Below are 18323 nucleotides of genomic sequence, written 5' to 3'. Positions count from 1 at the left end.
GAATTGAAAGTGCAAATATATTAAGTACACTTATAAAAAAAAAATTTTTTTTATTATTTATTTTTTAAATAGACTTAGTTTGAGTAATTTTATCTTCGTTTTTATAAATAATTAAATTCTGTTGAATAATTTTTAAACTTTTTAATAATTCCTCAATTTGATGGTTCGTTAATCTGGTTGTAGTTATTTCAATATGCTGTTTAGCTACTTTTTTAGCTTCTATATAAATTTCTTTTCCTTTTTCAGTGATAATAATAATTTTTTTTCTTCGATCTTTTAAAGCATTGATTCTTGATACATAATTTTTTTTCTCTAAGCAATCAATAGAGCGGGTAATAGAAGAATTATCCCTGTGAATTTTTTTTGAAATCCATTGCATTGATATTTCTTTATTTTCTTCTATTAATAGGTCTAAGATTAAAAACTGTTCAGGAGTAATATCTACATTAAATTCATTTAATCGAGCATTCAATACATTTCGTAATAAATTTTCAGTATAACTGATCTGATAGGAGATCGATGATTCTCTGTCGGATTTTATCATGAAAAAATTAATTCAATTGCATGTTAGTGCAAAATTTGATAGTGCAAATATATTACATTTAAATTAAAATAATCAAAACAAAATAGATTATTTTGAATAATTACCTAACTATAATAAAATATTTTATTATTTAGAATCGTCATTAGCCATGTGAATGGTCATTTGAGGGAAAGGAATATTGATTTTTTCTTCAGTAAACTTCTCATAAATTTTTTCATTTAAATAAAAGTAGACATTCCAATAATCTTTAGATTCTGTCCAAACTCTAATAACAAAATCAATTGAACTATCATTAAGTTTTATTAGTCCTATAAAGGGTTCAGGGTCTCTTAAAACAGAAGAATTAGAATTTATGATATGAATAAGAATTTCTTTAACTTTTGTAAGAGGAGTTCCATAATCAACTCCTATAGTAATATCTACTCTTCTTTGTTTCTGTGTGGAGTAATTTAAAAGATTACCTGTTGATAACGGGCCATTAGGTATATAGATAGTTTTATTATCAGAAGTCGTTAAAATTGTATATAAAATCCCAATAGATTTTACAGTTCCTTCTTGGTTTTGTGCAGAAATATAATCTCCTATTTTTATAGATTTATTAAATAAAATCATTACACCTCCTGCAAAGTTTCCCAAATTATCTTTCATGGCCATACCTATAGCTAGTCCGGCTGAAGCAATCAATGCGGCAAAAGAAGTAGTTTGTATACCCAATACTCCAATAATAGACATAATTAAAAGAATAGTCAGAGTTATATTTACCAGATTACTTAAAAAAGATTTTAAAGAGTTATCTATTTTTTCCTTTTCTAAAATTCTGTTTACAAATTTTTCTATCCACCTGATAATAAATTTGCCCACATAGTAAATAATAATACAGGTAATGATTTTAATACCTAATTCATAAAACAAATTAAGCAATTTGTCCATTAATTTTTCCAGTGTTAAAGAGTTAATAAATTTCTTTGCTTCCTCTCCGGTATTAATTTGATAGATATTCATATATTTTAGCCTAATTTTCTACTAATATAAGAATTGATTTCAAAAGGAAGAAGAACAACAAGTAGAATTTTATGTTTTATTTTCATAAATATTATCTCTTAGGAGTATATAAAAAAGAGTGGTTAAAATCTTAGAAAAAAAAATTTATTTATCATCTGATATTTTTCAGAGTTATACATAAAAGCTCTATTTTTTTCATAAAATGATTATTTTTGGTTAAAGTTGCATAAATTTGTAAAATGATAGAAAATAATCGGCAAAAAAAAATTAACCAATTATTACAGGAAGAATTATCTATAATTTTTCAACGGCAGTCTTCTGCAATGGGAAAAGGAATATTAATAACGGTAACAGATGTAAAAATTACTGCAGATTTAAGTATATCAAAAGTATATTTAAGTATCTTTCCACAAGAATATAGAACTCCATTGATAAATGAAATCAATATTTTAAAACCTAAGATCAGAAAAATTTTAGGTATTAAACTTTCAAAACAATTAAGACAAATTCCTCAATTATCCTTTTATTTAGAAACCTCTTTAGATGAAGTGGAAAAAATAGAAAAAGCCTTAAAAGGAGAAGATGAAAATCCTATAAGATAGTTAGTGAAAAATTTATCTTGGTATATAGCATTCAGATATTTTATATCTAAAAAGAGTACTCAGGCTGTCAGTATTATTATGTACACTTCTTTGGTAGCCATAGCTATAGCTACTTGTGCCATGTTTGTAATACTTTCAGTTTTCAGTGGTTTGGAAGGCTTTAATATTAAGTTATTTAGTGATATAAATCCTGATTTGAAAATTTTACCTGTTTCAGGTAAGAACATACGGAATTTAAATAAAGTTGAAAAGGTTTTATCTGCCAATGAAAATATAGAAGCTTATACCAAAGTTATAGAAGAGAAAGTATATGTAATGTACGATGATAAAGATGAAATAGCTTTTTTAAAAGGAGTGGATGAGAATTTTCTTAAGGTAGTTAAAATAGATACTTGTTTTCAAGTAGGAAAATTTCCGACAACTTCTCAAATCAAGAATATCTCTAAAGAAGCAGCATTTGGAAATGCACTTGCCTATCGTTTAGGAATTCCTTTAGACAGTACTTCATTAGTCTCATTATATATGCCTAAACCCGGAAAAGGGCTTTTAACTATAGATAATGCTTTTGAGAAATGTAATGTCTATATGACAGGAGTGTTTGCATTAAATGATCAATATGAAAATTACATTTTTGTTCCTATAAGTACAGCTCAAAAATTATTAAATTTACCGATAGAGAGTGCTTTTTCTATAGAAATTAAATTAAAAAATAAACATATAGCCTCTACTCAATTACAAATAAAATCAGAATTAGGCGATGAATATCAGGTTTTAACAAGGCAAGAGCAAGATGCTCCATTCTTAAAAATGATGAAAATAGAACAGTTGTTTATTTATATGATTTTTATATTAGTTATTATAATTGCATCTTTTAACTTGGCTGGAGCTATTATTATAATTATTTTAGATAAGAAACATCAGTCAAAAGCTTTAATCTCATTAGGATATAGCATAAAGGGGCTGAAAAGTTTATTTTTTACTATAGGAATAATTATAACTATTTCAGGAGTAATATTAGGAATAATTTTAGGAACAATACTTACCTGGATACAAGCTAATTTTGGCTTAGTAATGGCTAATTCTTATATGGCTTTTCCTATAAAATTTAGTATTTATAATTATCTTATAGTATTAAGTACTGTTTTATTTATTGGTGTTTTAATTTCATTTTTTTCATCTAGGAAATTGAATTTTTAATTTTTTTTATAAACTATAATCGCATTATTTAAAATAAGCCAATTAGATCATATTATTTCTGATATATTAAATATATGCTAAAAGTCATATAATAAAATGATTTAAAAACGATAATAGTATTTAATTTTGGGAAACTTTTACAAAACTATAAAAATAAAATACTAATTATTTATGTGTGCGTTTACGTTTACACCTTTACTGTCTGTATTATTTACTGTTATATTAATTGGAATTCTTTCAAACATTCTAAAGTTAGATGCATTTATTTCTGTTTTAGAAATATTAATGTTTTCAATTTTAATGATTGTTTTCAAAAAAAGAATAAATATCCAAAATATTACTAAAATTTACTAAAAAAGTAATAAAGCACCTTCGAGTTTAAGATTTATAAGAGTGTTCTCTTTTATAACTTTTGAAGATGTAAAACAATGAATTCTATACAGATAGTTAAAAATATTTTTAAAGCAGGAGTAGAAAGTGTTCTACCGGATAAGTTAGTTCGTGAAAATGTAAAGCTTGAAAAAGATATTTTACATATTGCGAATATGCGCTATTCCCTATTGCAGATTGATAATATCTATGTTGTGGGAGCAGGAAAAGCTAGTGCTTTGATGGGGAAAGAACTGGAAACAATCCTGGGAAACCATATTACTGCAGGTCATATTATAGTAAAATATGGACAAGCTTGTTCACTTACCTATATAAACGTTACCGAAGCAGGTCATCCTATTCCTGATAAACAAGGATTTAAAGCAACCCAAGACATCATTACTCTGGCTAAAAAAGCGGAAAAAAGAGATTTGGTAATTTGCCTTTTTTCCGGAGGGGCATCTTCTTTATTAACTGACTTCCCAAATGAAGTTTTGCCTGAAGACATTATAAAATTAAATGAAATTCTTCTAAAAAGTGGGGCTAACATAAACGAAATGAATGCCGTTCGTAAGCATGTATCAAAAGTAAAAGGAGGTCAGTTGGCTAAAGAAATATATCCCGCACAAACGGCAAGTCTTATATTGTCAGATGTTGTAGGTGATGACTTGGATGTTATAGCTTCAGGACCTACAACCTTTGATCAATCAACTTTTCTAGATGTAAAAAATATTATTTCAAAATATAATTTAGAAGATAAAATACCAGAAAATCTAAAAAAATATATAGAAAAAGGAGTAAAAGGAAATATTTCCGAAACACCGAAAATTAAAGATAAAATTTTCGATAAAGTGCATAATTTTATTATAGGCAGTAATTCAATAGCCTTGGAATATGCTCAAAAAAAAGCTAATGATTTAGAAATAAATTCCATAATTATAACATCAAGATTAGAGGGGGATGCTTGTATAGTAGCAAAAAAAATAGTTGAAAGATCATTAACAGAACAAAAGCAATTAAATATAGGGGAAAGTATCTGTTTATTGTACGGAGGAGAAACTACGGTAAAAGTGGAAGGAAAAGGATTGGGCGGAAGAAATCAACATTTAGCATTATGTGCAGCTCATTTACTTTCTGGAAAAAAAGGAATTGTAATTCTTTCAGCAGGAACCGACGGCAATGATGGGCCTACCAATGCAGCCGGAGCTATAGTCACTGCAGATACAATAAAAGATGCAAAAAATAAAGGATTAGATATCAATTTATTTATAAATAAATTCGATTCTTATCATTTTTTTCAACAAGTAGGAGGACATTACATTACCGGTTCTACCTTAACCAATGTAATGGATCTTATAATAGTTTTGATAAAAAAATAATAAGTTAATTTAACTTATTTTTAATTATATTTTTTTAATTCTTAATTTATGTGTGAAGAACTATTTAATTTTTATAATTAAATAGTTCTTTTTTATAGTAAAAACAATATAAAAAACCTTGTTTGTGGTTCAAAAACATATAAAGTGTAAAAAAAATTTTAGGATAAGATCATTTTAATTATTTTTGTGTAGTAAAGAACACATTATGAGAAATTTTTTTTTATTTATAATAATAACATTTCAGGCAATTGCTTTTGCACAAACTAAGAAAATATATAATAAATCAGGGAAAGAGATCGATGCCTCATTAATAGATGAAAATGTTGGAGATAATGCTAAGAAAGTAAATACAGTTTTTCTCTTTAAAAACGGAACCCGCAGTCATTTTATTAAAATTATGAACTTGGAGGGAAAAACTTACGCTCAAGGAATAAGTGAGTATGTTGTAATGGATTTTAATAGTAAAAAAGGAGGAGACCTCCATCGTAAAGTAGAAAAATTAACAAATTTAGTGATCGAAGATGGAAAATTAATTTCTGATCAGTTAAAAATTTCTTTTGTTTACCTTAAAGAAAAAGGGGTAAATTACGATAAAGAACAACCACCAATCAATATAATGGTTTGTACTCCAAATAAAAATAATACAGTATCTACATGTAGACTGAATGATAGTCAAGAAGATATAATCCCTGAAGAAATACCTGGTAAGTATCCACAAACTTCTATCACACGTATAGGAGTTGAAGATTTAAAAAATAAGAAACCAAAAGAGCTGAATATTATGAAAAAAGAAATATATGCTCGGTATGGGTATAAGTTTTCAGATAAAAGTGATCAGGATTATTTTTTTGCTCAAAATTGGTATGAGCCTGTTGTGGATAACAACTTAATACAATTAAATGAATTGGAAGAAGATAATGTAAATATGATATCACTTTATGAGAATAGTAACGAATATAAAAATCTAAATATCCCTTCATATAGTCATATTATACCGATAGAAACAACAAGTACTACACTTTTTGATAAAACTTATTTAAAAAGTATAAAAAATATAAAACAAGACACATTAGGCAATGGTAAATGTGAAATTACAGAATTTAATAGAAATGGAATTTCTACCTTTAAACATGACTGTATGATAAACAAATCTATATATGAAAATCTCTTTTATAATAATTTTTTAGTACAAAATATAGATCAGAATTATGATACTTATTTTTATTATAATAAAAATGGTCTTCCAATAAAAACAGTAAAATTAAATTATGAAAAAGGTACGACCGATGAAAGTTATTATTATTATGATATAAACCAAAACATTAATAAAAAAGAAATCTATCAAAATAACTACTACAATAGTACCATCTATTATAACTACGATTACAATAATAACATGGTTAAGGAGTATTATAAAGATGATGATGGCAATGAAGTTCAACCAATCGAATACTTTTATGATGAAGATAATATAAATACAGGGAATCTTACAAATAAAGAACTGCAATGTGACTATACATTTAATGAAGCAAAAGATATTATAACAGAAATAGTATGCTATAAACATAAAGGGGAAGAAAAAGATATAAAATCAAAAAATGAAAGGAAAGTATTAGAAACAAAACGAGGAAAACATAAAAGGATAAGCTTTTTAAAACTATCAGAACAAGAGGGAGCAAAATATGGAATATCTATAATAGAACTAAAATATTATTAAAAAAATTGTGTTTTCAATTCAGAAAATAAAAAAATAGAAATAAAAAAAGTGCATATTATTTCCTAAATTTGCTATATGTTCAACGAATTTGGAAAAGTTATAAAAATAACTACTTTTGGAGAAAGCCATGGTATTGCTATGGGGGGAATTATAGACGGATTTCCTGCAGGACTTACAGTTAATTTTGACCAGATACAAAAAGAATTGGATCGTAGGAAACCCGGTCAGTCCAAAATTGTAACACAAAGAAAAGAAGAAGATAAAGTAGAATTTCTTTCCGGCATATTTGAAGGAAAGACGACAGGTCAATCCATAGGGTATATTATTAAAAATACCAATCAAAAATCTAAAGATTACGAGCATAATTTACAGGTATTCAGACCTTCTCACGCAGATTATACCTATTTTTCAAAATATGGAATCAGAGATCATAGAGGAGGAGGGAGAACCTCAGCCAGAGAAACCGCTAATTGGGTAGTGGTTGGGGCCTTGTGTAAACAGTTGCTTCCAGATATTACTTTTCAGGCCTTTGTTTCATCCGTAGGAGATATAGAAACAAAAAAAGACATATATGATTTAGACCTTTCTCTTACAGAAAATAACATTGTAAGGTGTCCAGATGAAGAAGTAGCCGAAAAAATGATAGAAAAAATAACTCAGATTAAAAAAAACGGAGACACAATAGGAGGTATTATTACCTGTGTAATAAAAAATGTTCCGGTAGGATTGGGCGAACCCATTTTTGACAAATTATCATCACGTTTAGCGCAAGCAATGATGAGTATAAATGCCGCCAAAGGATTTGAAATAGGTAGTGGTTTTAAAGGAACCCGACTAACGGGTTCATTACATAATGATATTTTTGCAGAAGGCGGAAAAACGCTTACCAATCATTCAGGAGGTATTCAGGGAGGAATATCCAACGGTATGGATATTATATGTAGAGTAGCTTTCAAACCGGTAGCTACAATCATGAAAAAACAGGATACCATAGATGAGAACGGAAACAAAGCAGAAATACAAGGGAAAGGTAGGCACGATCCCTGTGTAGTTCCACGTGCTGTTCCTATTGTAGAAGCTTTAGCAGCAATGGTCATAGCAGATTTTTCATTACTCAATAAACTAAGAAAAATATAAATCACATAAAAAAATACTATGGAAACAAACGAACAAGTTGAAATACTTAAAAAAATTTCTCCTTATGTAGACTTAAAATTTTATCCTTTCGGAAAACAAGAAAATGGAGTTTGTGAAATCATAAAAAGAGAATCTATGTACAATGGAAAAGGAGTAGTATATATGATTTCTACCATACAATCAGGTGAATTGGTAAATAATCGTTTCGCACAATATATGGTACTTCTAAATAAAGGAGATGAAGGAGGTTTTCATGATCATGGAAGTAAAAAAGAACAAGAATTATATGTCATTGTAAATGGAAAAGGAAAATATACCGAAAGGAGAGGAGAAAATGAAATAATAAAAGAAGTAGAGTTACAAAAAGGCAATATTACAGCTATTCAGGGTATAGGTAATTATCATTCCATCATAAATACAGGAGATGAGCCCTTGATTATATTTGTGGTGGCAACTAATGAAAAACCTTAAAAAGATTACATTTATAAATGATGGAACCGTCAATAGATTTACGATATTTTTGGAATAAGGGAGTTTCTTATGAAAAATATAAAGAAATAATAACCCTGCAGGAAAAACAAGAAATCCATTCTTCTGATGAAAATATTAAAAAATTAGCAGAATATACGCGTCTGAATCTTAGCCGAATTCATAGAAATGATAAAACTTTGATATTGGAAGAATCTGTAACTAAGCAATTGGCTTGCCTTTCCTATAAAATAAATATACTGGTTATATCCGAAGGTTGGTGTGGAGATGCAAGTCAAATTGTACCTGTTATCAATAAAATGGTTAGGTGTACAGATAAATTAGATATAAGGTTAGTCTTTAGAGATGAAAATGAAAGGCTTATAAACCAATATCTTACAAACGGAGGAAAAGCAATTCCTATTGTTATCCTTATAAATGCAGAAACTTTTCAGGAAATTGCCCATTGGGGGCCTCGCCCGCAACCATGTACCCCCTTTCTCCAAAAATATAAATCCGATCCGCAACATTATTCCCATGATGATTTTGCTATAGATGTCCAAAACTTTTATAATCAAGATAAAGGTCATACTATATCCAAAGAATTGACGCGTCTTATAGTTAAAAGTTAAAAATGGTATGAAAGTAAGACCGGTTTATATATTAAATTTCACCTTAATAATTATTATTTTAGCCGTGTTATTTACTCCATTCAGGAAATTATTAGAAAAAATACAATCCAACGATGCTCAAAGTGAATATTTTATACCTAAAACATTATCAGAAAAACAATATGATATAGATTTAAAAGGAATCAATACTTCAGATATCAATCTTAGGGCATTTAAAGGAAAAAAGATATTCCTGCATTTTTGGGGTACCTGGTGTCCCATATGTGTAAAGGAAATGCCGCAGATTCAGAAACTATATAATGAAAAAGGAAAAAAATATCAGTTTGTTTTAATTTATATGAAAGAACCAAAAGAAAATGTACTACGGTTTTTACAAGAGAATTCTTATACTTTTCCTGTTTATGATGCAAATAGTCCTATAGAAACCTCGCTTTTACCTACAGTTTTTCCCACTACTTTCCTCATTGATGAAAAAGGAAATATAACTGATAAAATTGAAGGAGAAAAAGATTGGAGTAATTTAGATTTTTAAAAACTATTTTAATTTATTTAAAAAAACAAGTTGAAATAAATAGAATTCAGCTTCTACAAAAAAATAAGCTTAAGGTTGGCAAAACAAAATAAAGTTAGAATATAATTAAAATAAGGGTATAGATAAGTTTTATTCATGTTTTACATTTTTTTTTAAATAAAAATCCTCTTTTTTTAGTACATTTTATTTAATTATAAATATTGTTTAAATGTATATTTTTATGTAAATTTCGTTTTACCAATAATAAGTTAATGGATGTAAAGACGGTTATACAAAGAAATTCTAAAGATATTGCCTTTATAGTAGGAAACGGAATAAATCGATACCCGAATAATCCCAAAGCTATATCTTGGGACGATTTACTGATTAAACTCTGGGATAAATTCTCATTCAGTACCATTTCAGAAGTACCTCAGGGAATATCGCTAACAGAATTTTATGATTTATTGGATATTGAAAACTCTACATCCCATACAAACAATGAAATACAAAAAGAAGCCTGTATATTACTGGAAAGCTGGAGTAATGAACCCCATCATAAATCTTTTTTAGAAAAAGCAAAGCAGCTTAAGGCTCCGGTTCTCACAACAAATTTTGACTTAGTACTGCCCCAAGCCCTAAACCTGAAATCCTTTGATATAGAAAAAAAAGGATTTACCGATTTCTATCCTTGGAAAACTTATTACGGAGAAAGACAATGGACATTTCCTACCGATGGATTTGGCGTATGGTTTATAAACGGTTTTATTAAATATCATAGAAGTATTCGGTTGGGGCTATCCCAATATATGGGCTCGGTAGAAAGAGCCCGGTATTTAATACACAAAGGAGACGAGAATAATTTATTCACAGGGAAAAATATGAATAACTGGGAAGGAAATAAAACTTGGCTTCATATTATTTTCAACAAATCGCTTTGTATTTTTGGTTTAGGATTAGAAGAAAATGAAGTATTTTTAAGATGGCTGTTAATAGAGAGGGCAAAATATTTCAGGAAATTTCCCGAAAGGAAAAGAAAAGGATGGTACATTGTAAAACCCGACAACATTAACACACAATATAAAGGGAAAAAATATTTTTTAGAAAAATTAGGATTCGAAGTTATTGAGGCCGATAACTATGATGATATTTATAAAACTCCTTGGGAATAATAGACAATATAAAAAGGAAAAACAATTTAAGAAAACACAGGTCATACCTTTCTAAACCTTATTTTTCAATGCATTATATAAATTTTTACAAAGTTCATGAAGTATTATAAATAATATTTATATATTTACCGAGAATTAGTCATATGACTAAATTTAAAAATGAAAAAGGAAGTAGAAAAGAAAATAATAAATGCAGCTCGAGAGCTTTTTTATGAAAAAGGTTTTACAGGAACTACCGTGCGCGATATTTCCGGTAAGGCAGAAGTAAACCTTGCATTGTTACATTACTATTTCAGGACGAAAGATAAAATATTCGAAATTGTATTTAGTGAAGCTTTTTCTTTATTATTCAAACGCTTAAATAAAGCTTTATCTTCAGATGTTGATATTTTTGAAAAGATCAAACTAATTATCTCCTCTTATATAAGTACATGTGCAAAATATCCTCAGCTTGCTTCCTTTATAATGCATGAATTGTCTGTAAATTCCGAGTTTGTTTGGACAATTATTACTTCCTATAAAGAAAAGCAAGATATAAATAATAATTATGCATTTTTTTTTGAAGAGATTAAAAAATTAGGAAAAGAAAAAAAGATACAAGAAATTGATCCTAAAGTATTATTTATAGATATTATGTCCCTATCCCTATTTCCTTTTATGGCAAATGAATTTATCTCTAATTTCCTTTACCCAAAAAAGAAAACAGAATTTAATAAAATGATTAAAGATAGAACCGAGCATGTATATAATTTGATTATAAACAGTATAACAATATAATTTTTTTTTACTTTTAATTTAGTCATTTGACTAAATTAAAAAACCAAGACAAAGCTATGAAACTGTTAAAAACCAAGAAAAGAAAAAGAATATTACAATTAATTGGAATCGCTGTTTTGTTTTGTATAATAGGATATAACACTTTATTTAGAAGTCAGAATATGATAGAATATAGAATAAACCCGAGTCTGGTTTGTGTTAACCCGAATTGGAAAGGAAATGTATTTATAAATGGAAAATTCCAAAATGACACGATTCCCGAATCGGCTCCGTTATTAGAAGTACTAAAATGGAAATTTAGTAAAAATCCGCAGAAAAAAGAAAAAAAAGAGGAAAACTATAGGTTAACGGTCGAATCTATAGATAGTTTTTCAGATACTAAAAATAAAATTATATGGTTGGGACATGCTACATTTTTAATTCAATTAGATGGAGCTAGAATAATTACAGACCCGGTATTCGGAGATATTCCGACAAAAAAAAGAAAAGTGCAGCTTCCTTGCAATCCTGATTCCTTAAAGAATATAGATTATTTGCTTGTCTCGCACGACCATCGCGATCACTTTGATAAAAAATCAATAGAACAATTACATCTAAATAATCCATTCATACAAGCATTAGCCCCTCTTGAAGCAAAAAGGCTATTTTCTACCAAAAAATTAAAACAAATTCCTTTACAAGAAGCAGGATGGTATCAAGAGTACAATATAGAAAAAGATATACGAATTGTCTTTCTTCCTGCAAAGCATTGGGGCAGGCGTTCCTTAAATGATTTTAATAAAACCCTTTGGGGTAGTTTCTTGATAATAGGGAAGAAAACCAAGGTTTTTTTTGCAGGAGATAGCGCATATCATCCGCATATATATAAAGATATTTATAATCTGTTTGGAGCCATAGATATATGCATATTTCCAATAGGGGCTTATTCTCCTGAGTACATGATGGCTTCCTCACATATGAATCCGGAAGAAGCAGTAAACGCATTTAATGATTTAAAAGGAAAAATATTTATTCCTATGCATTATGGAACTTTTGATTTGTCCGACGAACCTTTAGGAGAACCCATAAAAAGGCTAATAACAGCAATTATAGAAAATAACCGGGCCAATAAGTTAACAGAACTTTCAATCGGCGGAACTTATTTAATTGACAACCTCAAATAAGAAAATAATAAATAAATGTTTAACTATTAAAATAAAAAGAAATGAACGAAAAAGAAGTCATTGAAGAATTAATAAGAAAAAGTTTTTTGAACGGAGCTTTAAACGAACTGAATGTGAATGATATGGATCAAGGATTTCATCCTGATTTCAACATATTGATTCCTCAACAAAATAACCTGTTTAAACTGCCTTTGGATATGTGGAAGAATGTGGTTATGGAGTATAAGACGAATCCTGAGAAAAATCAAACTAAATTAAGAGAGGTTGATTATAAACTTACGGTTCTGGATATAACCGACGCTGCCGCAGTTGTTAAAGTAGAATTGTTTAGAGATGACATACAACTCAGTACCGATTTTATTTCTTTAATAAAATTTCCAAATGGATGGAAAGCTGTAGCAAAAGTATCTAATGAACATGTTCCTAACCCTTTTAATCTTTAATAATTATGTTAAAAAATAAATATGCTGTAATAACAGGAGGAAGCGATGGAATTGGTTTTGCTATCGCTGAAATGTTTGCAAAAAATGGGGCTGATATATGTATAGTGGCCCGGAATGAGGAAAAACTATTAGAAGCCAAAAATAATTTAAAAACTTATGGTACGTCTATTTCTGTAATCAATGGAGATTTGTCAGACATATCGGCAATAAAAGATATTTCTGATAAAATTTTAGAAATTTCACCCGATATTGACATATTGGTCAATAATGCAGGGATAGGTCGTTTTATTCCTTTTGAGCAGATGGATAGCAATATTTTCGATATGCATCTTAATTTAAATGTGAGAGCACCCTATTTTTTAAGCCAATATTTGTTAGGTTCCCTTATAAAAAATAAAGGCAATATTATAAATATTTCCTCTTATTTCTCTAAAAGAATGTTGGCAGGGAATTGTTCTACTGTATATTCCTTAACCAAAGGTGCATTAGAATCATTTACAAAATCACTGGCATTTGAAATTGGCAAAAAAGGAGTTCGCGTAAATGCCATTGCTCCGGGCTCAATAAATACTCCTCAATTAAGAACTAACCTATCATTAATGAATGACAATGAAAAACAAAAAATTCAGAGTTTAATTCCCATGATATACCCATTGGGTCGAATCGGTTCAACAGAAGATATCGCTTATATGGCTACATTTTTAGCCTCCGAAAATGCAAATTGGATTACAGGTGCAATTATGTCTGTAGACGGAGGTTTAACCACAAATTAAATCATTAAATAAGTCATATGATTTTCTCTTAAAGAATTAGAAAAAAAACATATTCCATATAATAAATTATAATATTTTTGTGGGTATATTAATAGAAAAACTCAAAAGGATAATCGTATGTTTTTTTTCTAATTCAAGAGAAAACAATCCATGAGCCAAGGTTTAGCCTAAACTATTTTTGATTTTATATTTGCTGATTAGGGCTAGGTATCATAAAAGGTTAGTTTTTTCAATATTTGCACAGATATAAAAAAATAAAAACTTTATAAAGATTTAGATTTATTTCTTTGTCTTAGGTCGTATTACATATAAACCACCAGAATGTGGGAACATATCCAAATTATAAAAAATATATATAAACATATATCCTTTTTTATATAATTCTTCATTTCCAAAAAACTCTATTTTCTTTTTTAAATCACTATTAAATTTAAAATGGATTTTTTCCTTAGGCATTTGTAATTCTGCATAGGTTATAGTATATCGTAATGAATAGGTTTCAATAATAGCTTGTTTTATTTCTTCTTTACTGTCTTTATATTCTTCTAATATTTTATTTTTCTTTTCTTCAGAAATTTCACTATAATATTCCTCTTTAATTACCTTATAATATTTCTCTGCTTCAGGGAATTTAAAATCTACTAAATCATTTTTTTTCTTATAATTATCCTCAAAAATCTTTTTGTATCTTTGAATACTATCCTCGTTATTAATGGTATCTGTTTTATTAGTCAGACAATCATATTTCATATAATAAGCAATAGAATTATCACGGTCATATATAATAAAAAAAATCATATTTTTTTTATTAAAATAAATCAAAGGCATATCCCATATTTTTTTTTCCTGTTCAGGAGAAAACATTCCTCTAGTCAAGGTATATCCTAACATATTTTTGATTTGATATTTCTCGGACATTAGGGATACAATTTCATAGTTATTACTTTTAAGATTATCATCAATATATGTATATTTAGAATAATCTTCTTTAGTTTTGCAGCTTATTAAAAGTAAAATACCTAATAATAAAATAGAGTTTTTCATAAAAGGTTAGTTTTTCAATATTTGCTCAGATATAAAAAATAAAAATAAAGACTTTATATTATTACCGTTTAAAGATTTAGTTTTATTTCTTTGTTTTAGGTCGTATTACATATAAACCACCTGAATGAGGTATTTTACTATAATTCTTAAATATATATATATACATATATCCTTTTTTATATAATTCTTCATTACCAAAGAGTTCAATATTCTTATTTAAATTACAATTAAATTTAAAATGGATTTTTTCTCCCGGCATTTGCAATTCTGCATAGAGTATATTATACCGTAATGAACGGGCTTCAATAACAGCTTGTTTTATTTCTTCTTTACTGTCTTTATATTCTTCTAAAACTCTCTTTTTTTCTTCTTCAGAAATTTCACTATAATATTCCTTTTTAATTACCTTATAATATTCCTCTGCTTTAGGGAATTTAAAATTAACAAATTTATTTTCCTTATGAGCATAAGAATTACGTATAACATTCATGTCTTCAGTACTTAAAGTATCAGTCATATTTTTTGACATATTATATTTGAAATCATTAGTTTTATTATTATTCTTATATCTAAAATACAAAAAATTAGACTGATCATATGCAATTAAAGGCATTTGATTGATTTCCTCAGCACGATAGGTTCTTGGGTCAGAAGCATAAGGGGGACCAAAAATGGTAAATAATTCCACTTCTTTAGGAAAGATTGTACTTATTTCATATTTATCACTTTCTATTCCCTCATCAATATATGTATATTTAGAATAATCTTCTTTAGTTTTGCAGCTTATTAAAAGTAAAATACCTAATAATAAAATAGAGTTTTTCATAAAAGGTTAGTTTTTCAATATTTGCACAGATATAAAAAATAAAGATTTTATATTATTACCGTTTAAAGATTTAGTTTTATTTCTTTGACTTAGGGCGTATTACATATAAACCGCCAGAATGTGGGAACATATCTAAATTATATAAAATATATATATACATATATCCTTTTTTATATAATTCTTCATTTCCAAAAAATTCTATTTTCTTTTTTAAATTACTATTAAATTTAAAATGGATTTTTTCCTTAGGCATTTGCAATTCTGCATAGAGGATATTATATCTTATTGAAAAAGTTTTTATGATATCCTGTTTTATTTCTTCCTTACTGTCTTTATATTCTTCTAATATTTTATTTTTCTTTTCTTCAGAAATTTCACTATAATATTCCTTATTAACAATTTTATAATATTTCTCTGCTTCAGGGAATTTAAAATCTACTAAATCATTTTTTTTCTTATAATTATCTTCAAAAATCAATTTGTATCTTTTAATACTATCCTCGTTATTAATGGTATCTTTTTTATTAGTTAGACAATTATATTTCATATAATAAGCAATAGAATTATCACGGTCATATATATAAAAAAAAATCATATTTTTTTTATTAAAATATATCAAAGGCATTTGATTGATTTCCTCAGCATGAGAAAATCTTGGGTCAGCGGGATAACGTTCTCCAAAAATGGTTAATAATTCCACTTCTTTAGGAAAGATTGTACTTATTTCATATTTATCACTTTCTATTCCCTCATCAATATATATATATTTAGAATAATCTTCTTTAGTTTTGCAGCTTATTAAAAGTAAAATACCTAATAATAAAATAGAGTTTTTCATAAAAGGTTAGTTTTTTCAATATTTGCACAGATATAATAAAATAAAGACTTTATATTATTACCGTTTAAAGATTTAGTTTTATTTCTTTGTCTTAGGTCGTATTACATATAAACCGCCAGAATGTGGGAACATATTCAAATTATAAAAAATATATATAAACATATATCCTTTTTTATATAATTCTTCATTTCCAAAAAACTCTATTTTCTTTTTTAAATCACTATTAAATTTAAAATGGATTTTTTCCTTAGGCATTTGTAATTCTGCATAGGTTATAGTATATCGTAATGAATAGGTTTCAATAACAGCTTGTTTTATTTCTTCTTTACTGTCTTTATATTCTTCTAATATTTTATTTTTCTTTTCTTCAGAAATTTCACTATAATATTCCTCTTTAATTACCTTATAATATTCCTCTGCTTCAGGAAATTTAAAATTAACAAAAGAAAAACGTTGTTTTTGATAAAAATGCTCTAAATCTTTTAGCCAAATAGAATAATCTTCTCCAGAAAAATCTTTTAGAGAATCAATATTATTATTATTTATATTATACTCTATAAGGTAATTTTTATTCTTTTTTTTACTTTCTATTGTGAAATATATTAGATTATTTTTATTAAATAAAATAAAAGGTATCTCCAAAATTCTTTTTGTTTTTTCAGAATCTGAATTTTCATCAAATACTCTTCCTTGTGGAATATAATACCCATAAGCATTAGTTAGTATATCTTCTTCTTTCATTAAAGTAGTAACTTCATACTCTTTGCTTTCAATTATCTCATCAATATATGTATATTTAGAATAATCTTCTTTAGTTTTGCAGCTTATAAAAAGTAAAATACCTAATAATAAAATAGAGTTTTTCATAAAAGGTTAGTTTTTCAATATTTGCATAGATATAAAAAATAAAAATAAAGACTTTATATTATTACCGTTTAAAGATTTAGTTTTATTTCTTTGTCTTAGGTCGTATTACATATAAACCGCCAGAATGTGGGAACATATCCAAATTATAAAAAATATATATAAACATATATCCTTTTTTATATAATTCTTCATTTCCAAAAAACTCTATTTTCTTTTTTAAATCACTATTAAATTTAAAATGGATTTTTTCCTTAGGCATTTGTAATTCTGCATAGGTTATAGTATATCGTAATGAACGGGTTTCAATAACAGCTTGTTTTATTTCTTCCTTACTGTCTTTATATTCTTCTAATATTTTATTTTTCTTTTCTTCAGAAATTTCACTATAATATTCCTCTTTAATTACCTTATAATATTCCTCTGCTTCAGGGAATTTAAAATTAACAAATTTATTTTCCTTATGAGCATAAGAATTACGTATAACATTCATGTCTTCAGTACTTAAAGTATCAATCATATTTTTTGTCATATTATATTTGAAATCATTAATTTTATAATTATTCATATATCTAAAATACAAAAAATTAGACTGATCATATGCAATTAAAGGCATTTGATTGATTTCCTCAGCATGAGAAAATCTTGGGTCAGCGGGATAACGTTCTCCAAAAATGGTTAATAATTCCACTTCTTTAGGAAAGATTGTACTTATTTCATATATATCACTTTCTATTCCCTCATCAATATATGTATATTTAGAATAATCTTCTTTAGTTTTGCAGCTTATAAAAAGTAAAATACCTAATAATAAAATAGAGTTTTTCATAAAAGGTTAGTTTTTCAATATTTGCATAGATATAAA

At 27.1% G+C, this 18323-nt stretch carries 21 protein-coding genes; 13 read left to right on the top strand and 8 right to left on the bottom strand.

From position 1 onward, the window contains the following. Positions 1–64: 64 nt before the first annotated feature. On the bottom strand, positions 65–544 hold the full coding sequence (locus tag C4S77_RS09720; RefSeq protein ID WP_105247377.1) for a MarR family winged helix-turn-helix transcriptional regulator: 480 nt from the start codon (positions 542–544) through the stop codon (positions 65–67). Positions 545–670: 126 nt separating this feature from the next. Further along, positions 671–1546: a mechanosensitive ion channel family protein gene (locus tag C4S77_RS09715; RefSeq protein ID WP_105193377.1), complete on the bottom strand. Its 876-nt coding sequence runs from the start codon at positions 1544–1546 to the stop codon at positions 671–673. A gap of 242 nt (positions 1547–1788) precedes the next feature. Here C4S77_RS09715 and C4S77_RS09710 point away from each other — a divergent pair, with 242 nt between their 5' ends. Together C4S77_RS09710 and C4S77_RS09705 are read left to right on the top strand one after the other, a co-directional pair. Next, the gene (locus tag C4S77_RS09710; RefSeq protein ID WP_105247509.1) at positions 1789–2148 is read left to right on the top strand and encodes a ribosome-binding factor A; all 360 of its coding nucleotides are present in this window, start codon (positions 1789–1791) and stop codon (positions 2146–2148) included. A gap of 3 nt (positions 2149–2151) precedes the next feature. Continuing rightward, on the top strand, positions 2152–3345 hold the full coding sequence (locus C4S77_RS09705; protein ID WP_146106094.1) for an ABC transporter permease: 1194 nt from the start codon (positions 2152–2154) through the stop codon (positions 3343–3345). Between the two features lie 161 nt (positions 3346–3506). Here the strand turns inward: C4S77_RS09705 and C4S77_RS13060 are convergent, their stop codons facing one another. Beyond that, positions 3507–3659 (bottom strand): hypothetical protein, encoded by a 153-nt coding sequence (locus C4S77_RS13060; protein ID WP_181042865.1) that lies wholly within the window; start codon positions 3657–3659, stop codon positions 3507–3509. A gap of 114 nt (positions 3660–3773) precedes the next feature. Between C4S77_RS13060 and C4S77_RS09700 the strand changes: the two genes are divergently transcribed. From C4S77_RS09700 to C4S77_RS09650, 11 genes are all read left to right on the top strand, one after another. Next, a complete protein-coding gene (locus tag C4S77_RS09700; protein ID WP_105247375.1) occupies positions 3774–5093 on the top strand; it encodes a glycerate kinase type-2 family protein in 1320 nt (439 codons plus the stop codon). Positions 5094–5298: 205 nt separating this feature from the next. Further along, positions 5299–6810 (top strand): YARHG domain-containing protein, encoded by a 1512-nt coding sequence (locus C4S77_RS09695; RefSeq protein WP_105247374.1) that lies wholly within the window; start codon positions 5299–5301, stop codon positions 6808–6810. A gap of 75 nt (positions 6811–6885) precedes the next feature. Then, positions 6886–7947, top strand: a complete 1062-nt coding sequence (gene aroC / locus C4S77_RS09690) for a chorismate synthase (RefSeq protein ID WP_105247373.1) — start codon at positions 6886–6888, stop codon at positions 7945–7947. A gap of 18 nt (positions 7948–7965) precedes the next feature. After that, the gene (locus C4S77_RS09685; RefSeq protein WP_105247372.1) at positions 7966–8418 is read left to right on the top strand and encodes a cupin domain-containing protein; all 453 of its coding nucleotides are present in this window, start codon (positions 7966–7968) and stop codon (positions 8416–8418) included. Between the two features lie 17 nt (positions 8419–8435). Then, positions 8436–9047 carry a thioredoxin family protein gene (locus C4S77_RS09680; RefSeq protein WP_105247371.1) on the top strand — a complete coding sequence of 204 codons (612 nt, stop codon included), beginning with the start codon at positions 8436–8438 and terminating at the stop codon, positions 9045–9047. 7 nt (positions 9048–9054) lie between these two features. Then, complete coding sequence (locus tag C4S77_RS09675) at positions 9055–9579, top strand: TlpA family protein disulfide reductase (RefSeq protein ID WP_105247370.1); 525 nt, start codon at positions 9055–9057, stop codon at positions 9577–9579. A gap of 251 nt (positions 9580–9830) precedes the next feature. After that, positions 9831–10730 (top strand): hypothetical protein, encoded by a 900-nt coding sequence (locus C4S77_RS09670; protein WP_105247369.1) that lies wholly within the window; start codon positions 9831–9833, stop codon positions 10728–10730. A gap of 159 nt (positions 10731–10889) precedes the next feature. Further along, positions 10890–11507 carry a TetR family transcriptional regulator gene (locus C4S77_RS09665; protein WP_105247368.1) on the top strand — a complete coding sequence of 206 codons (618 nt, stop codon included), beginning with the start codon at positions 10890–10892 and terminating at the stop codon, positions 11505–11507. A 56-nt stretch (positions 11508–11563) separates the two neighbouring features. After that, positions 11564–12670 (top strand): MBL fold metallo-hydrolase, encoded by a 1107-nt coding sequence (locus C4S77_RS09660; protein ID WP_146106093.1) that lies wholly within the window; start codon positions 11564–11566, stop codon positions 12668–12670. A gap of 41 nt (positions 12671–12711) precedes the next feature. Continuing rightward, the gene (locus C4S77_RS09655; protein WP_105193355.1) at positions 12712–13113 is read left to right on the top strand and encodes a nuclear transport factor 2 family protein; all 402 of its coding nucleotides are present in this window, start codon (positions 12712–12714) and stop codon (positions 13111–13113) included. Positions 13114–13118: 5 nt separating this feature from the next. Next, entirely contained in the window at positions 13119–13886 is a 768-nt protein-coding gene (locus C4S77_RS09650; protein ID WP_260209764.1) for an SDR family NAD(P)-dependent oxidoreductase, read from the top strand. Positions 13887–14165: 279 nt separating this feature from the next. On the opposite strand, the gene C4S77_RS09645 is transcribed toward C4S77_RS09650, so the two are convergent. From C4S77_RS09645 to C4S77_RS09625, 5 genes are all read right to left on the bottom strand, one after another. Continuing rightward, positions 14166–14930, bottom strand: coding sequence for a hypothetical protein (locus C4S77_RS09645; protein WP_105247365.1), 765 nt, complete (start codon positions 14928–14930; stop codon positions 14166–14168). Between the two features lie 82 nt (positions 14931–15012). After that, positions 15013–15756 carry a hypothetical protein gene (locus C4S77_RS09640; RefSeq protein WP_105247364.1) on the bottom strand — a complete coding sequence of 248 codons (744 nt, stop codon included), beginning with the start codon at positions 15754–15756 and terminating at the stop codon, positions 15013–15015. A 76-nt stretch (positions 15757–15832) separates the two neighbouring features. Then, a complete protein-coding gene (locus C4S77_RS09635) occupies positions 15833–16594 on the bottom strand; it encodes a hypothetical protein (RefSeq protein WP_105247363.1) in 762 nt (253 codons plus the stop codon). 78 nt (positions 16595–16672) lie between these two features. Further along, positions 16673–17461 carry a hypothetical protein gene (locus C4S77_RS09630; RefSeq protein WP_105247362.1) on the bottom strand — a complete coding sequence of 263 codons (789 nt, stop codon included), beginning with the start codon at positions 17459–17461 and terminating at the stop codon, positions 16673–16675. 82 nt (positions 17462–17543) lie between these two features. After that, on the bottom strand, positions 17544–18287 hold the full coding sequence (locus tag C4S77_RS09625; RefSeq protein ID WP_105245978.1) for a hypothetical protein: 744 nt from the start codon (positions 18285–18287) through the stop codon (positions 17544–17546). Positions 18288–18323: the final 36 nt, after the last annotated feature.

Source organism: Apibacter adventoris (assembly GCF_002964975.1).
Lineage (GTDB): Bacteria > Bacteroidota > Bacteroidia > Flavobacteriales > Weeksellaceae > Apibacter > Apibacter adventoris.
The sequence above is the reverse complement of the archived record's forward strand: the minus strand, read 5'-3'. Positions and strand labels throughout refer to the sequence as shown.